This is a genomic window from Rhodobacter sp. SY28-1 (genome assembly GCF_005222785.1).
Taxonomy (GTDB): Bacteria; Pseudomonadota; Alphaproteobacteria; order Rhodobacterales; family Rhodobacteraceae; genus Tabrizicola.
Genome location: NZ_STGH01000002.1, coordinates 816,798 through 835,438 on the forward strand (window position 1 = coordinate 816,798; position 18,641 = coordinate 835,438).

17 protein-coding genes are annotated in these 18,641 nt (G+C 65.2%); 5 read left to right on the forward strand and 12 right to left on the reverse strand.

The window, feature by feature from the left end; genetic code table 11:
- Positions 1–7: 7 nt before the first annotated feature.
- Positions 8–988, reverse strand: a complete 981-nt coding sequence (locus tag E8M84_RS13085; protein WP_137111610.1) for a class I SAM-dependent methyltransferase — start codon at positions 986–988, stop codon at positions 8–10.
- 45 nt (positions 989–1,033) lie between these two features.
- On the reverse strand, positions 1,034–1,354 hold the full coding sequence (gene clpS, locus E8M84_RS13090; protein WP_170971949.1) for an ATP-dependent Clp protease adapter ClpS: 321 nt from the start codon (positions 1,352–1,354) through the stop codon (positions 1,034–1,036).
- Positions 1,355–1,460: 106 nt separating this feature from the next.
- On the opposite strand from clpS, the gene E8M84_RS13095 reads away from it, so the two are divergent.
- From E8M84_RS13095 to E8M84_RS13105, 3 genes are all read left to right on the forward strand, one after another.
- Positions 1,461–2,156 carry an HAD family hydrolase gene (locus E8M84_RS13095; protein WP_137111612.1) on the forward strand — a complete coding sequence of 232 codons (696 nt, stop codon included), beginning with the start codon at positions 1,461–1,463 and terminating at the stop codon, positions 2,154–2,156.
- Positions 2,157–2,400: 244 nt separating this feature from the next.
- A complete protein-coding gene (locus E8M84_RS21675) occupies positions 2,401–4,347 on the forward strand; it encodes a serine hydrolase (RefSeq protein WP_276607120.1) in 1,947 nt (648 codons plus the stop codon).
- 1 nt (position 4,348) lies between these two features.
- Positions 4,349–5,026: a fumarylacetoacetate hydrolase family protein gene (locus E8M84_RS13105; protein ID WP_137111613.1), complete on the forward strand. Its 678-nt coding sequence runs from the start codon at positions 4,349–4,351 to the stop codon at positions 5,024–5,026.
- An 84-nt stretch (positions 5,027–5,110) separates the two neighbouring features.
- Here the strand turns inward: E8M84_RS13105 and ccoS are convergent, their stop codons facing one another.
- Genes ccoS through ccoG form a run of 4 tightly spaced genes read right to left on the reverse strand, consistent with a single transcriptional unit; the run spans position 5,111 to position 9,383 of the window.
- Positions 5,111–5,269, reverse strand: a complete 159-nt coding sequence (gene ccoS / locus E8M84_RS13110; RefSeq protein WP_137111614.1) for a cbb3-type cytochrome oxidase assembly protein CcoS — start codon at positions 5,267–5,269, stop codon at positions 5,111–5,113.
- Positions 5,269–7,470 (reverse strand): heavy metal translocating P-type ATPase, encoded by a 2,202-nt coding sequence (locus E8M84_RS13115; protein ID WP_137111615.1) that lies wholly within the window; start codon positions 7,468–7,470, stop codon positions 5,269–5,271. The genes ccoS and E8M84_RS13115 overlap by 1 nt, the downstream gene beginning before the upstream one ends.
- Before the next feature lies 1 nt (position 7,471).
- Positions 7,472–7,924 (reverse strand): FixH family protein, encoded by a 453-nt coding sequence (locus tag E8M84_RS13120; RefSeq protein ID WP_137111616.1) that lies wholly within the window; start codon positions 7,922–7,924, stop codon positions 7,472–7,474.
- The gene (gene ccoG / locus E8M84_RS13125; protein ID WP_394347417.1) at positions 7,917–9,383 is read right to left on the reverse strand and encodes a cytochrome c oxidase accessory protein CcoG; all 1,467 of its coding nucleotides are present in this window, start codon (positions 9,381–9,383) and stop codon (positions 7,917–7,919) included. The genes E8M84_RS13120 and ccoG overlap by 8 nt, the downstream gene beginning before the upstream one ends.
- Before the next feature lie 194 nt (positions 9,384–9,577).
- Between ccoG and E8M84_RS13130 the strand changes: the two genes are divergently transcribed.
- Positions 9,578–10,261, forward strand: a complete 684-nt coding sequence (locus tag E8M84_RS13130) for a DUF2270 domain-containing protein (RefSeq protein WP_137111617.1) — start codon at positions 9,578–9,580, stop codon at positions 10,259–10,261.
- Positions 10,262–10,317: 56 nt separating this feature from the next.
- Here the strand turns inward: E8M84_RS13130 and ccoP are convergent, their stop codons facing one another.
- Genes ccoP through ccoN form a run of 4 tightly spaced genes read right to left on the reverse strand, consistent with a single transcriptional unit; the run spans position 10,318 to position 13,754 of the window.
- Positions 10,318–11,193, reverse strand: coding sequence for a cytochrome-c oxidase, cbb3-type subunit III (gene ccoP / locus E8M84_RS13135; RefSeq protein WP_137111618.1), 876 nt, complete (start codon positions 11,191–11,193; stop codon positions 10,318–10,320).
- A 4-nt stretch (positions 11,194–11,197) separates the two neighbouring features.
- Positions 11,198–11,389, reverse strand: a complete 192-nt coding sequence (locus E8M84_RS13140) for a cbb3-type cytochrome c oxidase subunit 3 (RefSeq protein ID WP_137111619.1) — start codon at positions 11,387–11,389, stop codon at positions 11,198–11,200.
- Positions 11,390–11,399: 10 nt separating this feature from the next.
- Positions 11,400–12,143: a cytochrome-c oxidase, cbb3-type subunit II gene (ccoO, locus tag E8M84_RS13145; RefSeq protein WP_137111620.1), complete on the reverse strand. Its 744-nt coding sequence runs from the start codon at positions 12,141–12,143 to the stop codon at positions 11,400–11,402.
- Positions 12,144–12,155: 12 nt separating this feature from the next.
- Positions 12,156–13,754 (reverse strand): cytochrome-c oxidase, cbb3-type subunit I, encoded by a 1,599-nt coding sequence (ccoN, locus tag E8M84_RS13150; RefSeq protein ID WP_137111621.1) that lies wholly within the window; start codon positions 13,752–13,754, stop codon positions 12,156–12,158.
- Between the two features lie 204 nt (positions 13,755–13,958).
- Between ccoN and E8M84_RS13155 the strand changes: the two genes are divergently transcribed.
- A complete protein-coding gene (locus tag E8M84_RS13155; protein ID WP_137111622.1) occupies positions 13,959–14,804 on the forward strand; it encodes a universal stress protein in 846 nt (281 codons plus the stop codon).
- A 48-nt stretch (positions 14,805–14,852) separates the two neighbouring features.
- On the opposite strand, the gene wecB is transcribed toward E8M84_RS13155, so the two are convergent.
- Both wecB and E8M84_RS13165 read right to left on the reverse strand, forming a co-directional pair.
- Positions 14,853–16,043, reverse strand: coding sequence for a non-hydrolyzing UDP-N-acetylglucosamine 2-epimerase (gene wecB / locus E8M84_RS13160; protein WP_170971929.1), 1,191 nt, complete (start codon positions 16,041–16,043; stop codon positions 14,853–14,855).
- 219 nt (positions 16,044–16,262) lie between these two features.
- Positions 16,263–18,617, reverse strand: coding sequence for a M10 family metallopeptidase (locus tag E8M84_RS13165; RefSeq protein WP_137111624.1), 2,355 nt, complete (start codon positions 18,615–18,617; stop codon positions 16,263–16,265).
- Positions 18,618–18,641: the final 24 nt, after the last annotated feature.

Consider the following 18,641-nt stretch of genomic DNA (forward strand, 5'->3'; position numbering starts at 1 on the left):
CCTCGCATCAGGGTTTGGCCCGTCTGGGCTTGATGGCTTGGATCACGCGAAAACGGCTGTCGCCTGCGACATCCCGGACCTCTAGGAAGCACTCGGCCAGCACCGGATCATAGGGCAAGTGGCGGTTCGCGACCAAACAGAGGCTGCCATCGGGGGCAAGCATCCGCCGGGCCGCCCGGATGAAGGCCGCCCCCAGCGCGGGGTCCGCCGTCCGCCCGGTGTGGAAGGGCGGGTTCATCACCACGGCATCCAGCAGCGTCTCGGGCCGCCAACCGGTCGCGTCGGCCCAGTGAAACCGTGCCCGGGGGTCGGGAACATTCACCTTCGCACAGGCCAAGGCATCGGCTTCGGCCTCGACCAGATCCAGCCGCTTGACGCCCGGGCGTTTCAGAATCTCCGCCGCAAGGAAACCCCAGCCCGCCCCAAGATCGGCGATTTTGCCGCCAAGCTTTGCGGGCAGGTTCGCCGCCAGCATCACCGACCCCGGGTCCGGCCCATCGGCCGAAAATATCCCCGGCAGGGTCTGGAACCCGTCCACAACGCTGGGCCGCGCCGACCAGTCTGTCAGGTCCGGTCCGGCAAGAAACGAGGCCAGCTTGCCATGCGCCTTCGATAGGCTTTCGGACAGGTCGACGCGGCTGCGCAAGTCCTTCAGCGCCGTGTCGATCCCGTCGGTCTTCTGGCCATCCACCGCGATCCAGCCGCCGGGCTGCACCTCGGCCGCCGCCCGCGCAATCAGCGCCCGCGCCGCCTCGCGCGAGCGAGGCAGGCAGACGATTGCCGCCGCATAGGGCGCCGCCGGGACGACAGAGACGCTGGCCGCGAAGTGATCGTGATCCGGTTTGAACCCGGTCAGCGCCACCACCCGGTCGCGCGGCAGCATGGACAGATCGTCGTCCGCCCGGGGGCCGTAGACAGCTATCTGCCCGGCAGAAGGAAGGGTCAGCGCGCCACTTTCCAGCGCCAGGGACAATCGAGCGGATCGCATGGGCGGGGCCTCAGGCCCCAAGGTCCCTATCGCCAGAACGCACGATCATTCCTTTTCCATCGTGCATTGCAAAGGATGCTGGTGCCGGCGCGCGAAATCCATCACCTGCGCCACCTTTGTCTCGGCCACCTCGAAGCTGAAGACGCCGACCACGGCCAGACCTTTCTTGTGGACCGTCAGCATGATCTCGAACGCCTGGGCATGGTTGAGACCGAAGAAACGCTCCAGCACATGCACCACGAATTCCATCGGCGTGTAGTCGTCGTTCAACAGCATCACCTTGTACATCGGCGGACGCTGCGTCTTGGACTTCGGCTTCGTCAGGATCGAGGTGTCATTCCCCGGGCCATCCGTCTTGTCCGACATGGTCACAGGGCGGAATGGCACGGGATGCGGGCTCCGGTTACGGGATTCGGGGTTGCAACTGACCTGCGAAATATAGCCTCTTTTGCCGCAGGGAAAAGGGGCGGCCATGCTGACCACGATAGGCTTCGACGCAGATGATACGCTTTGGCAGAACGAAAGCTACTTTCGCCTGACGCAGGAGCGATTCCTGCAGGTGCTGGTCGACCATGCCGACCCGGTTCATCTCCGCGAACGGCTGGAGGCGGCCGAGCGGCGGAACCTGGCCTACTACGGCTTTGGCGTGAACGGCTTTACCCTGTCGATGATCGAGACCGCAGTGGAAGTGACCGAGGGCCGGGTCCCGTCCACGGTGATCGCCGACCTGATCGCCATGGGCCGCCAGCTGCTGGAACACCCGATGGAGCTTTTGCCGCATGCCCGTGCGACGGTGACGGCCCTGTCGGCCGAGTTCCGGCTCGTCCTGATCACCAAGGGCGACCTCTTGCATCAGGAACGCAAGCTGGCGCAGTCCGGACTGGGCGACCTGTTCCACGGTGTTGAAATCGTCTCGGACAAGACCGAGACGACTTACCGTGCCGCCTTTGCCCGGCACGGCACCGGGGCCGACCAGGCGATGATGGTGGGCAACTCGTTGAAATCAGATGTCATACCGGCCCTGCAAGCCGGGTCTTGGGGTGTCCATGTGCCGCAGGATTTGGAATGGGCCTTCGAGGCTGCTGCCGCACCGACGGACCAGTCCCGCTTCCATGTCGTCAAGGATCTTGGCGAACTGCCGGAACTGGTAGACCGACTGCGGTCCTGACCCCACAATTAGCGACCAGGCACGGCAACCCCCCTAGATATGGCCGCTTGGAACGGGCACTGAAGCATCCCGGCAACTACATCAATTGCACCATGAAACCCTTTGGAATTTTTGGGTTTTCGGATCACAGAACCTGTGCTAGCGTTTCGCCTGAGGCAGAATAAGGCACCGGAAAATCCGGGCCAACAGGCAAAGGGTGGGCGACGTGGTATCGCTTCTCGGGCGGGTTTATCGCGCTATTTTCTTGGCATTTGTTGTCACGACCGTCGTGGTAACGTCTCCGTTGCAGGCCGCACCCTTCGCGGCCATCGTGATGGACGGCCGAACCGGCGAGGTTCTCTACGAAAAGAATGCGGACACGCGGCTGCATCCCGCGTCTCTGACCAAGATGATGACGCTCTACATCGTCTTCCAGGAAATCGAGGCAGGACGCCTGTCGCTGGACACCAAGGTGACGGTGACCAAATACGCGGCCTCGCAGCCGCCGTCCCGTCTGGGCCTGAAACCGGGACAGAAGATCGCCGTGCGCTACCTGATCCGCGCGGCGGCGATCAAGTCGGCCAACGATGCGGCCTCGGCACTCGGCGACCACATCGGCGGTGACGCGGCCAGCTTTGCCAAGCGGATGACCCGCACGGCGCGCCAGCTGGGGATGAACAACACGACGTTCAAGAACGCGAACGGCCTGACGGCCGAGGGGCACCTGTCGACCGCGCGCGACATGAACATCCTCGGTCGGCATGTGTTCTACGATTTCCCGCAGTACTATCACATCTTCTCGCGCCGGACGGCGGATGCCGGGATCGCGACGGTCGCCAACACGAACTCGCGTTTTCTGGACAGCTATGAGGGCGCAGACGGGATCAAGACCGGCTACACCTCGCCTGCCGGGTTCAACCTGACTGCCTCGGCCCATCGCGGCAACAAGCACATCATTGCCACGGTTTTCGGTGGCACCTCGACCGCCAACCGCAACGCCAAGATGGCCGAGCTGATGGACATCGGTTTTGGCAAGGCAAAGAACAAGGTCAAGGAGCAGCCACCGCAGGCGGCACCACTCGACGATGCGCTGATTGCTTCGCTGGAGAACGGGATCGACGAGATCGACGCCCCGGGCGGCGCGGGCAAGACCGTCCGGGTGTCCGGCGAGGTGAAGTCTTCGCCGCGACCGAAGGCACGCCCGGATACCACCGTGGTTCCGGATGCCGTGGCGATTGCCATGGCCGAAGGGATCGACGGCGCGCTGGCCGAAGCGACCGCCGAGCCTGCGCCGGAAGGCACGCTGGAGTTCCAGGCCGAAGCCATGGCGGCGGCTGAAGCGCCCGCTGCAACCGCCTCGCCCGAAGAAGCGGCTGCGGTGGAAACTGCGCTTGCCGAAGTTGCGGCCGAGGCGGCAACTGTCCCCCTGGCAACCGAAGAAGTGACGGCGGAAACGGCTTTGGCGGCGGTCGAACCCGGCACGCTGGACGCGCAGGCCGCAGCGCTGAACGGGTCGTCGACCGAAACGATGGTCGCGGAAGTTGCTCCTGAACCTGTCACCGACCCGGCGCTGGCCGCGCTGAAACCCAAGGCACGGCCCGAGACGCTTGCCCTGCCGCAGGTCGCCGAGGCCGCCCCGGCAGAGGAAGTCCCTGCCGCCCCGGTTGTGGAAGAGGTCGTGGTCGCCGAGGCTGCCCCACTGACGGAAGAGATTGTCGTCGCCGAGGCCGCGCCCGAACTGGTCGTGACGGATGCGGGGGTCGGAGCCACGACCGATGCGCCGCTCGCCCTGATGACTGAGGTGACGGAGGTCGAGACCGTAGCGGGTGCCACGGCAATCGCGCCGCCTGCGACCGACCTTGCCCTTGCGGCCCCGGCAATGCCCAAACGGCAGGCGCCGATCTTCGACGCGGTCGAGACCGCAGAAGCCGAGGTCAACCAGGACGAGGAAGTCGTTGTGGTGCTGTCCACGTCTGGCGGGCGGCATTTCGGGGTGAATGTCGGCGAGTACCCCTCGCGCTACGAAGCGGAAAAGGCGCTGCTCAAGACCGCGCTGGCCGAGAGTGCGACGCTGAACGAGGGCTTGCGGAAGACAACCCAGTCGGGCGGGGCCTGGCGGGCGAGCTTCATGGGGCTGACGGAAGAGCAGGCCGAGCTTGCCTGCCGCCGCCTGTCGGCCCGCGCGATCCCCTGCGAAACAGTGGGAGGCTGACATGGTCGCGCTGGTTTTCCCCGCCCTGCCAACGGTCACCTTGCCGGTGACGGGCCGTGCCGAACGGTTCCCGGTCCGCCGCATCTTCTGCGTGGGCCGGAACTATGCCGAGCATACCAAGGAGATGGGGGGCGATCCCGAGAAGGAAGCGCCGTTCTTCTTCACGAAGCCAGCCGATGCGGTGGTCGAGTCCGGGTCCCGGATTCCCTACCCTCCGGCCACCCAGAACCTCCATCACGAGGGGGAGCTGGTGGTGGCCATCGGCAAGGGGGGCAAGATGGTCTCGGAAGAGGCGGCGGCAGCGATGATCTGGGGGTATGCGGCGGGGAACGACCTGACCCGGCGCGACCTGCAGGCCGAGGCGAAGGAGCGGCGGCGGCCCTGGGACATGGCGAAGGGATTCGACAAGTCGGCGGTGGTGGGGGCGATCAAGCCGGGGCCGCTGCCGGTGGCCAGGCTGCGCTGTTCGGTGAACGGGGCGGTGCGGCAGGAGGCGCTGACGTCCGACATGATCTGGACGCCGGAATCGATCATCGCGGCGCTGAGCCAGATGGTCAGCCTGTCGCCGGGGGACCTGATCTTTACCGGCACACCGGCTGGCGTGGGACCCCTCAATCGGGGGGACACCTGCAAGGTTGAAATCGAGGGCCTGCAGTCGGCGACGGTGACGATCGCCTGACATTGTCCACGGTGGACAAACGCCGCGATTCCAATGGAATCAAGGGGTTGCACTTTTCCGTTAGGGTGGTGTTAACCTTTGATTTCAGGGCCTTGGACGGTCGTCCCAGTCCTTCATCAGGATGCGGTTCGCGTCGCCTTCGGGGTCGTCGAACTGTTTCGTCCGCATGGCCCAGAAGAAGGCAGCGAGGCCGATGCCGCCCAGAAGCAGCGAAACCGGGATGAGGATCGCGAGGATTTCCATTACTTCAGTCTCATCGCATTCAGCGAGACGGTGATGGAGGATAGCGACATCGCCAGGGCAGCCGCAAGCGGCGTGGCCATGCCGACCAGCGCCAGCGGCACGGCGACGATGTTGTAGCCGCCCGAGATCAGGAAGTTCTCGATCATCCGCCGGGTCGCCTGACGGCTGATCCGCACAGCGTCCCCGATGGGCGCGATGTCCTGGCCAAGAAGGACGATGTCCGAGGCGACCCGCGCTGCGTCGAGGGCCGAGGCGGGGGAGATTGAGACATGGGCGGCGGCGAGGGCGGCGGTGTCGTTGAGGCCGTCGCCGACCATGAGGACCTTGCGGCCTTCGGCAGAGAGTTGCCCGACGCGGGCGGCCTTTTCGGCGGGGAGGACCCCGGCCTGCCATTGCGGGATGCCGAGGCGGTCTGCGAGGTCACGGACCGGGGCTTCGGCGTCGCCCGACAGGAGTTCGACCTTCAGGCCTGCGGCTTTCAGGGCGGCGACAGCCTGTTCTGCGCCGGGGCGAAGCCGGTCGGTGAAGGCGAAGGCATGGGTCTGGCCGTTCAGCGACAGGTAGGTCGCGGTCATCGGCAGAGGGTCGGCCCCGCACCAGTCGGCGCGGCCAAGGCGGACGCGGGTGCCATTGAATTCGCCCTCGATGCCGTGGCCGGGGACCTCACGGATATCGGTAACTTGCGCCGGGGCGATGCCTGCGGCTTTCGCGCCCTCGGCCAGGGCGCGGGCGAGCGGGTGGGAGGAGCCTGCGGCGAGGGCGGCGGCGACAGCGACCGCGTCCTGCGGGTGGTCGGTCAGGGCGACGGGCTCGGGAGTGCCGAGCGTCAGGGTGCCGGTCTTGTCGAAGACGACGGTGTCGACCTCGGCCAGTCGTTCGAGGGCCGTGCCGTGCTTGATGAGGAGGCCCTTGCGGAACAGGCGACCGGAGGCGGAGGTGATGACCGCCGGGACCGCAAGACCAAGGGCACAGGGGCAGGTGATGATGAGGACAGCGGCGGAGATGTTGATCGCATAGCGCAGGTCGCCGCCGGTGGCCCACATCCAGTAGCCGAAGGCGCTGAAGGACAGGATATGGACGAGGGGCGAGTAAAGGCGCGAGGCGCGGTCGGCGAGGCTGGTGTAGCGGGTCTTGGTGCCCTCGGCCACGGCGACCAGGTCGGCCATGCGGTGGAGGCTTGAATCCTTGCCTGCGGCGGTGACTTGCACGGTCAGGGGGCCGGTCAGGTTGACCTCGCCCGCGCTGACCACGGTGCCCTGCCCAGCCGGGACGGGGAGGCTTTCGCCGGTGAGGAGGCTGCGGTCAAGCTCGGACGCGCCGTGGAGGACCACGCCGTCCACCGGCATCCGCGCGCCGGGGCGGACGAGGACCATGTCGCCAGCGGCGACGGCGGCGATGGGGGTTTCGACTTCGGTGCCGTCGATCAGGAGGATCGCGCGGGGGACTTCGAGGGCGGCCAGTTCCTCCGCCGCTGACCGGGCGATGGCGCGGGTCCGGTGGTCGAGGTAACGGCCGAGGAGGAGGAAGAACGCGAGCATCACGGCGGCGTCGAAATAGGCGTGGTGGCCGGAGTTCCACGTCTCGAACACCGAGATGGAGGAGGCGAGGATCAGGGCGAGGGAGATCGGCACGTCCATGCCGAGCTTGCCCTGGCGCAGGGAGGCCCAGGCGGATTTGAAGAAGGGTTGTCCGGCGAAGATGACGGTCGGCAGCGCGATGGCCCCGGAAATCCAGTGGAAGAGGTCGCGGGTGGCATCTTCGGCCCCCGACCAGACGGCGACCGAAAGGAGCATGACGTTCATCATCGAGAAGAACGCGACGCCGAGGCGCATCAGAAGTTCGCGGCCCTGACGGTCGGTCTCGGTCACGGAGAGGAGGCCGGGGTCAAGTTCGTGGGCTTCCTGGCCCTGCCCTTCCAGCACGGCGATCAGCTGGGCGGCGGTGACATGGCCTTCGGCCTCGACGCTGACGCGCTTGAGGGTGAGGTTGACGCGTGCGGAGTGGACGCCGGGAAGGGCCTGAAGGGCGGCCTCGACGGTGGAAATGGACTGCGCGCCGCCTGCGTTCGGCAGGGACAGGACGATGCGGCCCGCCCGTTCGGCGCGGAGGGCCGCGATGCGTTCGGCAGCAGGGACGACGGCGCAAGCCGGGCAGGCCGAGACCGGCGCGCGGGTATTGGCGAAGTCTTCGGCGAGGGCCATGTCAGCCTTTCACGAACAGTTCGGAGCGCTGCTCGAAAAGCGTTCCGTCGGCGGAGGTGGCAGTGACCTTCACCATCCATTTGCCATCCGCGAGCGGAAGGTCCGCGGCATAATGGTCGCCCTCGCGGGTGAAAGCGGGGAAGGCGTCATACCTGGTTTCGGTGGTGCGGCCGACAAGGACCTGAAGGTTGTCGACTGTAACGGGCAGGTTGTCGCGGTCGGTGAAGGCCAGGGTCAGGCGGCCTTCGGCATAGGTCGGTGTCATCGTCCAGCCCAGCGCCTCTTGTGCGGCCTTACGGGCGTCAAAGCCCTGGGAGGCGACGTAGGAGTTCTGGACTTCGAGGCCGGGGAAGGTCGAGACCGCCTTCACGGCGAGGAGGAGATTGACCCCGATGATGACGGCGAAGGCCGAGACGGTGATGACGAGGACATGTTTGCCGGTAAGTTCAGCCATCGCTGTCCTCCTTTCCGTTGAAGATCGTATCATGGTGCACGCGGTTCGTCGTCCCTTGTTCCTCGACCCAGAGGCGGACATCGGTCCGGTCTTCCTGCGCGGCCTGGCTGCCAGGGGCGGCGGTCAGGTAGACGCGCTGGGACATCGTCTCGTTCGCGGGGACGGTGACGGTGAGGCCGGTCTCGCCTTCAAGGCCGAGGGTCACGAAGGCGTCCGACGTGACGGCCATGGTGAACTGGGCATCCTCGCCGTGCATGTTGCGCAGTCGAATGTCGTAGGCGTTGCGGATCGAGCCGTCCGACAGGGTGACGAAGGTCGGATTGCGGACCGGGGTCACGTTCACGTCGATGGGCGAGCGGAGGAAAAGCGCCACGACCAGGCCGATGCCGACCCCGGCCCAGAGCACGGTGTAAAGCATGGTGCGGACGCGGAAGACGTGGGACCAGACGGATTTCGGGGTATGGCCGGCGCGTTCGCGGGTCTCATCCGTCAGGGCGAGGTAGCCGATCAGGTCGCGCGGCTTGCCGATCCGGTCCATCACGTCGTTGCAGGCGTCGATGCAGAGGCCGCAGGTGATGCAGGCGAGCTGCTGGCCATTCCTGATGTCGATCCCCATTGGGCAGACGTTGACGCAGGCCATGCAATCGATGCAGTCGCCGTTGCCCTCCACGGTCTGCTTGCCGCGCGGCTCGCCCCGCCATTCGCGGTAGGCGATGGTGAGGGTATCCTCGTCCATCATCGCGGCCTGGATGCGGGGCCAGGGGCAGGCGTAGATGCAGATCTGTTCCCGGGCGAAACCGCCGAAGAAGAAAGTGGTGAAGGTGAGGATCAGGATGGTGAGATAGGCGACGGGGTGGGCCTGGAAGGTCACGAGGTCGCGCAGAAGGGTCGGCGCGTCGGTGAAGTAGAAGACCCAGGCGCCGCCGGTGGCGAGGCCGATGAACAGCCAGATCCACCACTTGATGCCGTTCTTGACCAGCTTTTCCCAGTTCCAGGGCTGGCGATGCAGACGGATGCGGGCGTTGCGGTCGCCTTCGACCCATCGCTCGACCAGGATGAAGAGGTCGGTCCAGACGGTCTGCGGGCAGGCGTAGCCGCACCAGACGCGGCCGGCGGCGCTGGTGAACAGGAACAGGCCGAGGCCCGCCATGATGAGTAGGCCCGCGACGAAGTAGAATTCGTGCGGCCAGATCTCGATCATGAAGAAGAAGAAGCGGCGGTTGGCGAGGTCCACCAGCACCGCCTGATCGGGCAGGTTGGGGCCCCGGTCCCAGCGCAGCCAGGGGGTGATGTAGTAGATGCCGAGCGTGATCCCCATGATCCACCACTTGAGCGTCCGGAATGTGCCCTTCACCCGGCGGGGGAAGACCGGCTCGCGGGCAGCGTAGAGACTGGGTTCGGCTTCGGGGGTGGACACGGCAGCGCCTTCCTTGGGACCACTGGCGCGGGGCCAGTTCATTATCCTGCCTGCAATCGGCCATTCCGGGCAAGCGGGCCTTGACCTGCATCAATAGCAGCGCCCGGTTGACAGAGGGAATGCGGCAATGCGGCGCAAATCCGCGTGATCCCTGCGACCCCGGGCCATAACGCTGCCTTTGACCGATGGCGCGGCTCCTGCCATGCTGGGATCAAGCGGCAAGGGGGGAGGGCCTCATGACCGTCAAACGCAGGGCTGTTGCGACCGAGGAGTTCTCGGCCGCAGAGATCGGTGCAATTGCGCATCTTTACCGGGGCGAGGTCTATCGCAGCACAGTCTGGCGCACCCGATTGGATACCACGACGAACTGGGCGGTGGTGACCTTGGGGGTGGCCCTGTCGATCACCTACTCCTCTCCCGAAGCCTCACCCCTGCCGCTGGTGCTGGTCGGCGTGTTGATCCTGCTGTTCCTGACACTGGAGGCGCGGCGCTATCGGTTCTTCAACGTCTGGCGGGCAAGGGCGCGCTGGATCGAGCGGCATTTCTATGTGCCGATGCTGATGGACGGCGATCTGCATACCGAGGAGGACTGGCAGGTCACCCTGGCAAAAGACTACAGCACCCCGCAATACCACGTCAGCTACATGGTGGCCGTGGCGCGGCGGGTGCGGTCAAACTACCTGTGGATCCTCTTGATCCAGACGCTGGCCTATGCGGGCAAGCTGATGGTCCACCCGACACCGGTTCCTTCCTTCGATGCATTCGTGGCCCGGGCGGATATCGGGCCAGTTCCCGGAGAGATCGTCCTGATTGCGGGAACCGTCTACATCGCGACGGGCATCGGGATGGTGGTCTGGGTCAATCGGGTGGACCGCCAGCGCAGCCGGGATCGGGCCGGACCCGGAAGCTCGATGGGTTGAGGCAAAAAAGAAGGGGACCCGAAGGCCCCCTTTCAGGTTCAAGGGAACCGGGGACGTCACTCCCCGCCACCGCGACCGTGGACATAGAAGGCCACGGCGCGGATTTCGTCTTCGGAGAGGCGCGGGCTCCAGTTCGGCATGACGCCGAAGCGGGCCTTGGTCACCGTCTCGATGATCTTTTCGCGCGACCCGCCGTAAAGCCAGATCGCGTCGGTCAGCTTGGGCGCACCTTGCGTGCGGTCGCCCGAGCCGTCTTCCATGTGGCAGGCGGCGCAGTTGTCGGCATAGATCGTCGCGCCTTCTGCCGCGAGGCCTGCGTCATGCTCTTGCCCCGAGATGGCCAGCACATGCTCTGCCACCTGGGCGATCTGGGTTTCGTCCAGGATGCCGTCCAGACCGAACTTCGGCATTTCCGAATAGCGGGCGTCCGGGTCGGTGGTGTTGCGGATGCCGTGGGTGATGGTCAGATGGATGTCCTCCATCGTGCCGCCCCAAAGCCAGTCGTCGTCCAGAAGGTTGGGATAGCCCTTGCCTTCGAACCCGGCAGCACCCGAGCCGTGACAGGTGGTGCAGTTGGTGCGGAAGACCGCCGCCCCGGCCCGTTCGGCGTAGCCCGCAAGGTCCGGATCGGCGCCGATGGCATTGAGGTCGGCCGCGATCAGACGTTCCTTGATCGCCGCGTTCCCCGCATCGACCGAAGCGATTTCCGCTGCCACATCAGCCCGGGTCGAAGCCCCGAGGAGCCCGGGGGTCGCCTGGGAGATCAACGGCCAGGCAGGATAGGCGATGGTATAACCGATGCCCCAGACGATCGTGAGGTAGAAGACCCAGACCCACCAGCGCGGCAGCGGGTTGTTGTATTCCTCGATCCCGTCCCACTGGTGGCCGGTCGTTTCGACCTGCCGTACTTCTTTCTTCAATGGCTTGGCCATGGCCTCAGCCCTCCTTCTTGGCAGGGATTTCTTCCGCAGGACGGTCGTCGTTGCGGAAGATCGAAGCGGCGATCTCCTGGTGCGCCTCGCGCGATCCGGGCCGGAAAGCCCAGAGGCAGAGACCGAGGAAGCCAAGCGTCATCGCCAGCAGGAACCAGCTGTCAGCCATGTGGCGGAGGAAGGAATAGGTTTCCATTTCTGCCTCCTTACCGGTTCGCCACAGGGGTGTAGGTCGAGAAGTCGACCATAGTGCCCAGGACCTGGATATAGGCGATCAGGGCGTCCATCTCGGTCAGTTCGGGCTGGCCGTCGAAGTTGCGGACGTTGACCGGGGTGCCGAAGGCGGCCTCGCCATAGCGTTCTTCCAGTCCCGAGCTGTCGCCCAGAGGGTCAGCCTGTGCGGTGAAGTCGGCCAGCGCGTTTTCCACCATCGCGTCGTCATAGGGAACGCCCGTCATCCGGTTGGTGGCGACCACATCCTGGATGTATTTGCCGTCGATGATCCGGTTGGCAAGGAAGCCATAGGGCGGCATCACCGATTCCGGCACCACGGACTTGGCGTTCTGGAAGTGGTCCTGGTGCCATTCGTCCGAGTAGCGGCCACCGACGCGGGCGAGGTCCGGCCCGGTGCGCTTTGACCCCCACTGGAACGGCCGGTCGTACATGGATTCGGCCGCAAGGCTGTAGTGGCCATAGCGTTCGACCTCATCCCGCATCGGGCGGATCATCTGGCTGTGGCAGCCGTAGCAGCCTTCGCGGACGTAGATGTCACGCCCTGCAAGTTCGAGCGGGGTGTAGGGCCGGACGCCTTCCACCTTCTCGATGGTGTTTTCCAGGTAGAAGAGGGGGACGATCTGCACGATCCCGCCAATGGTCACGACCAGAAGGCTGAGGATCATCAGCAGGGTCGCGTTGGTCTCGATGACCTTGTGCTTGTCAAGAATACCCATGGGTCCGTTTCCTTATTCAGCCGGAACGGCAGAGTTCTGGGTGACGCGTGCGGGTTGCGCACGGACGGTCATCCAGAGGTTCCAGCACATGATCAGCGCCCCCGTCAGGAACAGGAGACCACCGGTCGCCCGCACCACATACATCGGGAACTTCGCGGCCACCGTGTCGGCGAAGGCGTTCACGAGGAACCCGTTCGCGTCGACTTCACGCCACATCAGGCCTTCCATGATGCCCGTGACCCACATGGCCGAGGCGTAGAGGACGATCCCGATGGTGGCGAGCCAGAAGTGCCAGCTGACCAGCTTGAGAGAGTAGAGGCCCTCGCGGTTCCACAGGCGCGGCACCAGATAGTAGAGGACGCCGAAGGTGATCATCCCGTTCCAGCCCAAGGCGCCGGAATGGACGTGACCGATGGTCCAGTCGGTGTAGTGCGACAGGGAGTTCACGGCCTTGATCGACATCATCGGGCCTTCGAAGGTCGACATGCCGTAAAAGCCGATGGAGACGACCATCATCCGGATGATCGGGTCGGTGCGCAGCTTGTCCCAAGCGCCCGACAGGGTCATCAGCCCGTTGATCATGCCACCCCAGGAGGGCATCCACAGGATCACCGAGAAGACCATGCCAAGGGTCGAGGCCCAGTCCGGCAGCGCGGTGTAGTGCAGGTGGTGCGGACCGGCCCAGATATACAGGAAGATCAGCGCCCAGAAGTGGATGATCGACAGCTTGTAGCTGTAGACGGGGCGTTCGGCCTGTTTCGGGACGAAGTAGTACATCATCCCCAGGAAGCCCGCGGTCAGGAAGAAGCCCACGGCGTTGTGGCCGTACCACCACTGCACCATCGCGTCCTGCACGCCGGCGTACAGCTGGACCTGTGCCGAACCGAAGATCGACACCGGGATCGCGGCGTTGTTCACGAGGTGGAGCATCGCCACGGTCAGGATCATCGACAGAAGGAACCAGTTCGCCACGTAAATGTGGGGTTCCTTCCGCTTGAAGAGGGTGCCCATGAAGGTGATCAGGAAGGCGACCCAGACCACGGTGATCAGGATGTCGACGTACCAGACCGGCTCGGCGTATTCCTTGCCCTGGGTGGCCCCCAGGACATAGCCGGTGGCGGCCAGGACGATGACCAGCTGCCAGCCCCAGAACACGAACCAGCCAAGGCTGCCGCCGAAGAGGCGCGCAGCGCTGGTGCGCTGGACGATGTAGAAGGATGACATGATCAGCGCGTTGCCGCCGAAGGCGAAGATCACCGCGCTGGTGTGCAGGGGGCGCAGGCGGCCGAAGTTGCCGTAGCCCTGCAACCATTCGAAGTTCAGCTGCGGGAAGGCCAGCTGCAGCGCGATGACGACGCCGACCAGAAAGCCAACGGCCCCCCAGAAGGCGGTCGCGATGGCTCCGGCGCGGATCACGCTGTCGAAGTATTCGTGGCTTTGGTTCGGCTTCGGATCGCCGGCCGTCCGCACCACCCAGAGAAAGGCGATGCCCGCGGCCAGCATCACGGTTATCGCGTTGACCTGATAGGCCAGGTCATGGGCGTAATTCGCCGCGATCGCGGCACATACCGCGACGAGGCCAAGCCCTGCCAATTTTAGGTAATCCCACATTGTTTGCGTCCCTTCGTCTTGTCTGGCCGACTGCCATCCCCATGTTCTGGAGCGAGCCGGTCTCGTCGACACGTTCTTCTGCGCCGCAGCACTGTCTGTCTGCCATGATCTGTATCAAACCAGCTTTGTGACCAAGTTGACCTGCGTCAAAGTGAGACAGCCTTGAATCGGCAAGGATCATCGTAGCAAATCCGGGAGCTGAACATGGCCTATAAATCCCTCCTGACTGTCGCCACCTCGCCTGAGGGGTTACTGACAACTGTCACCGCGGCGGCACAGGTTGCCGTCGGGATGGACGCTCACCTTGATGCCCTGGCGCTTGGGGTCGACCGGACGCAGGTCGGCTATTCCTATGTCGGGTCAGGGGCCGTGGTCATCGCCGCGGCAATGGAACGTGCCGAGGCCGAGGCTCGGGAAAGCGAGAAGGCGCTGAGTGCGGCCATCGCGGCGCAGCAGCCCGCCTTGCGGTCTTCGGTAGATTCCGTGGTCACCCAGTTGGGTGCCCTGACCGATGTGGTCGCCTCGCGCGCCCGCTACTCCGATCTGGTGATCCTGCCGATGCCCTATGGCAAGGGGCGCGGGGTCGAAGACGAGGCGGTCACCGAGGCTGCCCTGTTCGAAGGCATGGCCCCCACTCTGATCGTGCCGCCCTCCGGCATGAAACCCGGCGATCCCAAGCGTATCGTCGTGGCCTGGAACCAGAGCCGCGAGGCGCTGGTCGCCACGCGCCGGGCAATGCCCTTCCTGCGCCGGGCCGAGGCGGTGCAGATCGTCGTGATCGATCCGCCGCCGCATGGTCCCGAACGGTCAGACCCCGGCGGCCTTCTGTGCCAGCTTCTGGTGCGCCACGGCATCCGGGCCGAGGTCGTGGTTCTGGCCAGGACCCTGCCCCGCGTGTCGGATGTCCTTGCACAGCATCTGCGCGACTTCGACGCCGGTCTTCTGGTGATGGGCGCCTATGGTCACAGCCGATTCCGCGAGGCGATCCTGGGTGGAGCGACACGGGACATGCTGGAGAGCGCCGAGATCCCGGTACTTCTTGCACATTGACCGGGTCGGTCGCGGTGCGGGCCGAAAGTGCGGCCCGCCCGCGACACGTTACTGCACGAAGCGCACGAGATCGGCAGCAAGGTCGGGCGGAGCGACGACGATCGCCTCTGCCGCCGCATCGGCCGCCGCATCGGCGTCGTTGCGGGCCAGAAGCAGCCGGACAATCCGGTCGGACGCCGTGCCATCGCCGAAGGGATTGACCTTGCCGCGAAGGTCGGACTTGCCGCCGCGCTGCAGGATGTCGCGCGCTGCCGCAAGGATGCGGTCGGGTTCCGTGCCGGTCAGCTGGGCAAATCCGGCGGCAATCGCCTCGGGCCGTTCGGATTCGTTGCGCACCACCAGGATCGGCACGCCGAAAGTGGGCGCCTCTTCTTGGACGCCGCCGGAATCGGTGACGATCAGGGAGGCCGCGCTCATCACATATACGAAGTCCTCGTAGCCGAGGGGATCGAGCAGGCGGACATTCGGCTGGTCGGCCAGCACACTGCGGATGCTGCCCGAAACCGCCGGATTCGGATGCACAGGCAGGACGAAGGCGTAGTCGCGGAATTCTTCGGCCAGGTCGCGCAGCGCCGTCGCGACCCCGGTCAGGATTGACCCATGGCTTTCACGCCGATGCAGGGTGACAAGGACGATGGGCTTGCCGCCCGAGATGTCGTGCCGCCAGTCGGCAAGCCGCTGTGCGGTTGCGGGTGACTTGGCGATAAGGGCGCGGACTGCGATCAGGGCGTCGACAACGGTGTTTCCGGTCAGGTGGACGCTTGCCGGGTCGACGCCTTCGGCGAGGAGGTTCTGGCGCGCCCGTTCTGTCGGCGCGAAATGCAGGTCGGCGATGGGCGCGATCATCCGGCGATAGCCTTCCTCGGGCCAGGGGCCGGCGAGGTTGCCGGTGCGGAGCCCGGCTTCGACATGCGCCACCGGAACACCGGCATGGAAGCCCGCGATGGCCCCCGCGAGCGCGGTCGAGGTGTCGCCCTGCACGATGATCCGGTCCTGCGGCTGGCGGTCAAGGAGGGCGGAAATGGCACGGTGCAGATCCGTAAAGCGGGCGCCCGCCGTGGTGGCCGTCGCATCCAGCGCCAGTTCGGCATCGGGCACGATGCCGAAGCTGGTCAGCGCATCGCGCGCCATTGCCGGGTGTTGGCCGGAGAGGCAGACGGTCAGCTGGACGCCGGGTTCACGCCGCAGCGCCAGGGCAACCGGGGCAAGCTTGATCGCCTCGGGCCGGGTGCCGATCATCACGAGTATGCGGTGTTTGCGCCGGGTGCGATCCATCAACACGTTCGTAACTTTCCTTCCGGGACCTGTTAACGCACAGAACGCCAGATAAATGTTTCGGAAACCCTAAAGCTGCAACACGGCGCGCGCAGAGTTGTGCGGTCTGTTGCAGGATTGCCGGAATCGACAGCAGGTCGGGGCCGAGCCTGAACCCGGCCCCCGCGCTGTCGATGGCGCCTGTCAGACAAGCAGAAGATCCGCCAGGGCCAGATTGCTGCCCTCGGCCATGCTGAACAGCGCCACGGCATTGCTGCTGGAGCCCCCATCAAGATCGAGGAACAGGGCCCGGAAGTTGGTGTCGTAGTACAGGACAGGCGAGGTGCCGCCGAAGTTGGTCGGAAGGCCTGCCCCGGTCTGCCACATCGCCGCCAGCGTCGCCCCTGCGGCAATGCCAAGCCCGGCGCGGTCCAGCACGACCCGGTCGGTGCCCGTGGTGAAGTCAAGGAACAGGTCCTCGGCATCCGCCGTGATGATCTCGAAGTGATCGACCCCTGCCCCGCCGTGATAGACGTCACGGCCTGCACCGCCGGTCAGCCAGTCGGCACCGTCACCGCCGTCCAGATGGTCTGCGCCGTTGCCGCCGACCAGCGTATCGCTGTCGGCACCGCCCCAGAGCACGTCGTCATTGTCGCCGCCGTTCAGCAAGTCCTGGCCTGCCTGGCCGTAAAGCCAGTCGTTGCCCGCCCCGCCCGACAGGTTGTCGTCGCCGATGCCGCCATCGAGATTGTCGCCACCGTCGCCGCCGTCGAGAAGGTCATTCCCTTCCTGCCCGAAGAGCGCGTCGGTGTCGTTGCCGCCATAAAGCGAATCGTTGTCGAACGAGCCGTAGAGCCAGTCGACTCCCTGCCCTCCGTAGAGCACGTCGTTGCCGTAGCCGCCGTCGAGGTTGTCGCCGCCGTTGTCGCCGTAGAGCGAGTCATTGCCAAAGCCGCCGAACAGCGCATCGGTGTCGTTGCCGCCCTCCAGCCGGTCCTGGTCATCGCCGCCGAAGAGCCAGTCAACGCCATTGCCACCGAAGAGCCGGTCGTCGCCCGTCTCACCTTCCAGGTTGTCGCCGCCGTCGCCGCCGATCAGGGTATCGGCCCCGGTGCCACCCCAGAGCGCGTCGGTCTCGGACCCGCCGTCGAGGCTGTCGTTGCCCGCGTCGCCATAAAGCCAGTCCACCCCGCCGAGGCCCGACAGCGTGTCGTTGCCCGCGCCCGCAGCCAAGGTGTTGTCCAGCCCGTTGCCGGTGCCGTTCGAATTGGCACCGGACCGCAGGAGCAGGATCTCGACGTTGGCCCCGAGCGTATAGCTCGTCAGTGTGGTCTCGACCGTGTCGGTCCCCTGGCCCGATGCCTCGACCACGTTGTCCGAGGCATTGTCGACCAGATAGTAGTCGTTGCCGACGCCGCCCTCCATCCGGTCGATGTTCGCGCCGCCGTCCAGACGGTCATCGCCCTCACCGCCGTAGAGAGAGTCGTTGCCGGAACCGCCTTCAAGAGTGTCATGGCCCTGGTTGCCGCTCAACGTGTCATTCCCGCCGTTGGCGCGCAGGATGTTGTTGGCCGCGTTTCCGGTCAGGGTGTCATTGCCGTTTCCAGAGGTCGCATTCTCGATCACCACGCCGCGGGCGATGGTCATGTTGTCGATCAGGCCGCCGATGTCGGAGTAGGTCAGCTCGATCAGCGAGATTTCCTGGTTCTGGCTGAAGTTCGAGAAGTCGACCGTGTCGATGCCGTTCGAGTCGTAGATGGTGAAGGCGATCGGGTCGCCCACATAGACGTCGGAGGTGGCAGGGATCGCGCCGGTCCACTGGTTCAGGAGGGTCTGAAGATAGCCGCCGATGTTCGAGTTGAAGCCGTAGGTCGAGTTGCCGCCGTTCGTCGTGCCCGAGAAGCCGTAAAGGTTCTGGATGGCGATGATGTCCGCGGGCATCAGGGTGGCGATCCAGGCGAAGCTGCCGGGGACCAGCGTGTTGTCGGTCTGACTGAAATACGACATGACCGTCGCCAGCCAGCTGTCGTTGTCGTAGAGGTTGTCGACGCCATAGGTTGCCGAGCCGTTGTAGTTGCCGGCGTGACCCAGACCCAGCGCATGCCCGATCTCGTGCATGTAGGTCTGCAGGTTGTAGTTATTCAGGTTGAGCCCTGGATACCAGTTCTGCTGGATGTTGATGAAGGACTGGGTGATGAAACCGCCGGAAATGTTGAAGCTGGCGTAGGCGCCCGAATTGTTGTTGTCGAACATCAGGTTCGCCGAGGACGACGTGCTTGCCACGAAGGTGATCCCGGTGACCTCGCTCCAGGCTTCCAGCGCGGCGACCGCAATGGCCGCCTCCTGCGCGGTCAGGCCGGTAACATTGTAGGTCAAGGTCCGTGACTGGTTCAGGTTGAACTTGTACTGCACCCCACCCCAATAGCCGTTCGTCAGCTGCGCGGCGATCTGGTCCCAGGTCCAGGGGGCGGAAAGCCCATCCGGCGCGCTGGTATCGGTATGCTGGTCAAGGCCCGCAAGGGGGTCTTGCGGCTCACGCATCGCGCAAAGAATGCACATGTAATTCTTCCTTCGGACAAAAGG

Bases quoted from the DNA above. Each gene is read 5' to 3' on its own strand.
- E8M84_RS13085 (WP_137111610.1), bottom strand. From the start codon at position 988: ATGCGATCCGCTCGATTGTCCCTGGCGCTGGAAAGTGGCGCGCTGACC.
- clpS (WP_170971949.1), bottom strand. From the start codon at position 1,354: ATGTCGGACAAGACGGATGGCCCGGGGAATGACACCTCGATCCTGACG.
- E8M84_RS13095 (WP_137111612.1), top strand. From the start codon at position 1,461: ATGCTGACCACGATAGGCTTCGACGCAGATGATACGCTTTGGCAGAAC.
- E8M84_RS13105 (WP_137111613.1), top strand. From the start codon at position 4,349: ATGGTCGCGCTGGTTTTCCCCGCCCTGCCAACGGTCACCTTGCCGGTG.
- ccoS (WP_137111614.1), bottom strand. From the start codon at position 5,269: ATGGAAATCCTCGCGATCCTCATCCCGGTTTCGCTGCTTCTGGGCGGC.
- E8M84_RS13115 (WP_137111615.1), bottom strand. From the start codon at position 7,470: ATGGCCCTCGCCGAAGACTTCGCCAATACCCGCGCGCCGGTCTCGGCC.
- E8M84_RS13120 (WP_137111616.1), bottom strand. From the start codon at position 7,924: ATGGCTGAACTTACCGGCAAACATGTCCTCGTCATCACCGTCTCGGCC.
- ccoG (WP_394347417.1), bottom strand. From the start codon at position 9,383: ATGAACTGGCCCCGCGCCAGTGGTCCCAAGGAAGGCGCTGCCGTGTCC.
- E8M84_RS13130 (WP_137111617.1), top strand. From the start codon at position 9,578: ATGACCGTCAAACGCAGGGCTGTTGCGACCGAGGAGTTCTCGGCCGCA.
- ccoP (WP_137111618.1), bottom strand. From the start codon at position 11,193: ATGGCCAAGCCATTGAAGAAAGAAGTACGGCAGGTCGAAACGACCGGC.
- E8M84_RS13140 (WP_137111619.1), bottom strand. From the start codon at position 11,389: ATGGAAACCTATTCCTTCCTCCGCCACATGGCTGACAGCTGGTTCCTG.
- ccoO (WP_137111620.1), bottom strand. From the start codon at position 12,143: ATGGGTATTCTTGACAAGCACAAGGTCATCGAGACCAACGCGACCCTG.
- ccoN (WP_137111621.1), bottom strand. From the start codon at position 13,754: ATGTGGGATTACCTAAAATTGGCAGGGCTTGGCCTCGTCGCGGTATGT.
- E8M84_RS13155 (WP_137111622.1), top strand. From the start codon at position 13,959: ATGGCCTATAAATCCCTCCTGACTGTCGCCACCTCGCCTGAGGGGTTA.
- wecB (WP_170971929.1), bottom strand. From the start codon at position 16,043: ATGATCGGCACCCGGCCCGAGGCGATCAAGCTTGCCCCGGTTGCCCTG.
- E8M84_RS13165 (WP_137111624.1), bottom strand. From the start codon at position 18,617: ATGTGCATTCTTTGCGCGATGCGTGAGCCGCAAGACCCCCTTGCGGGC.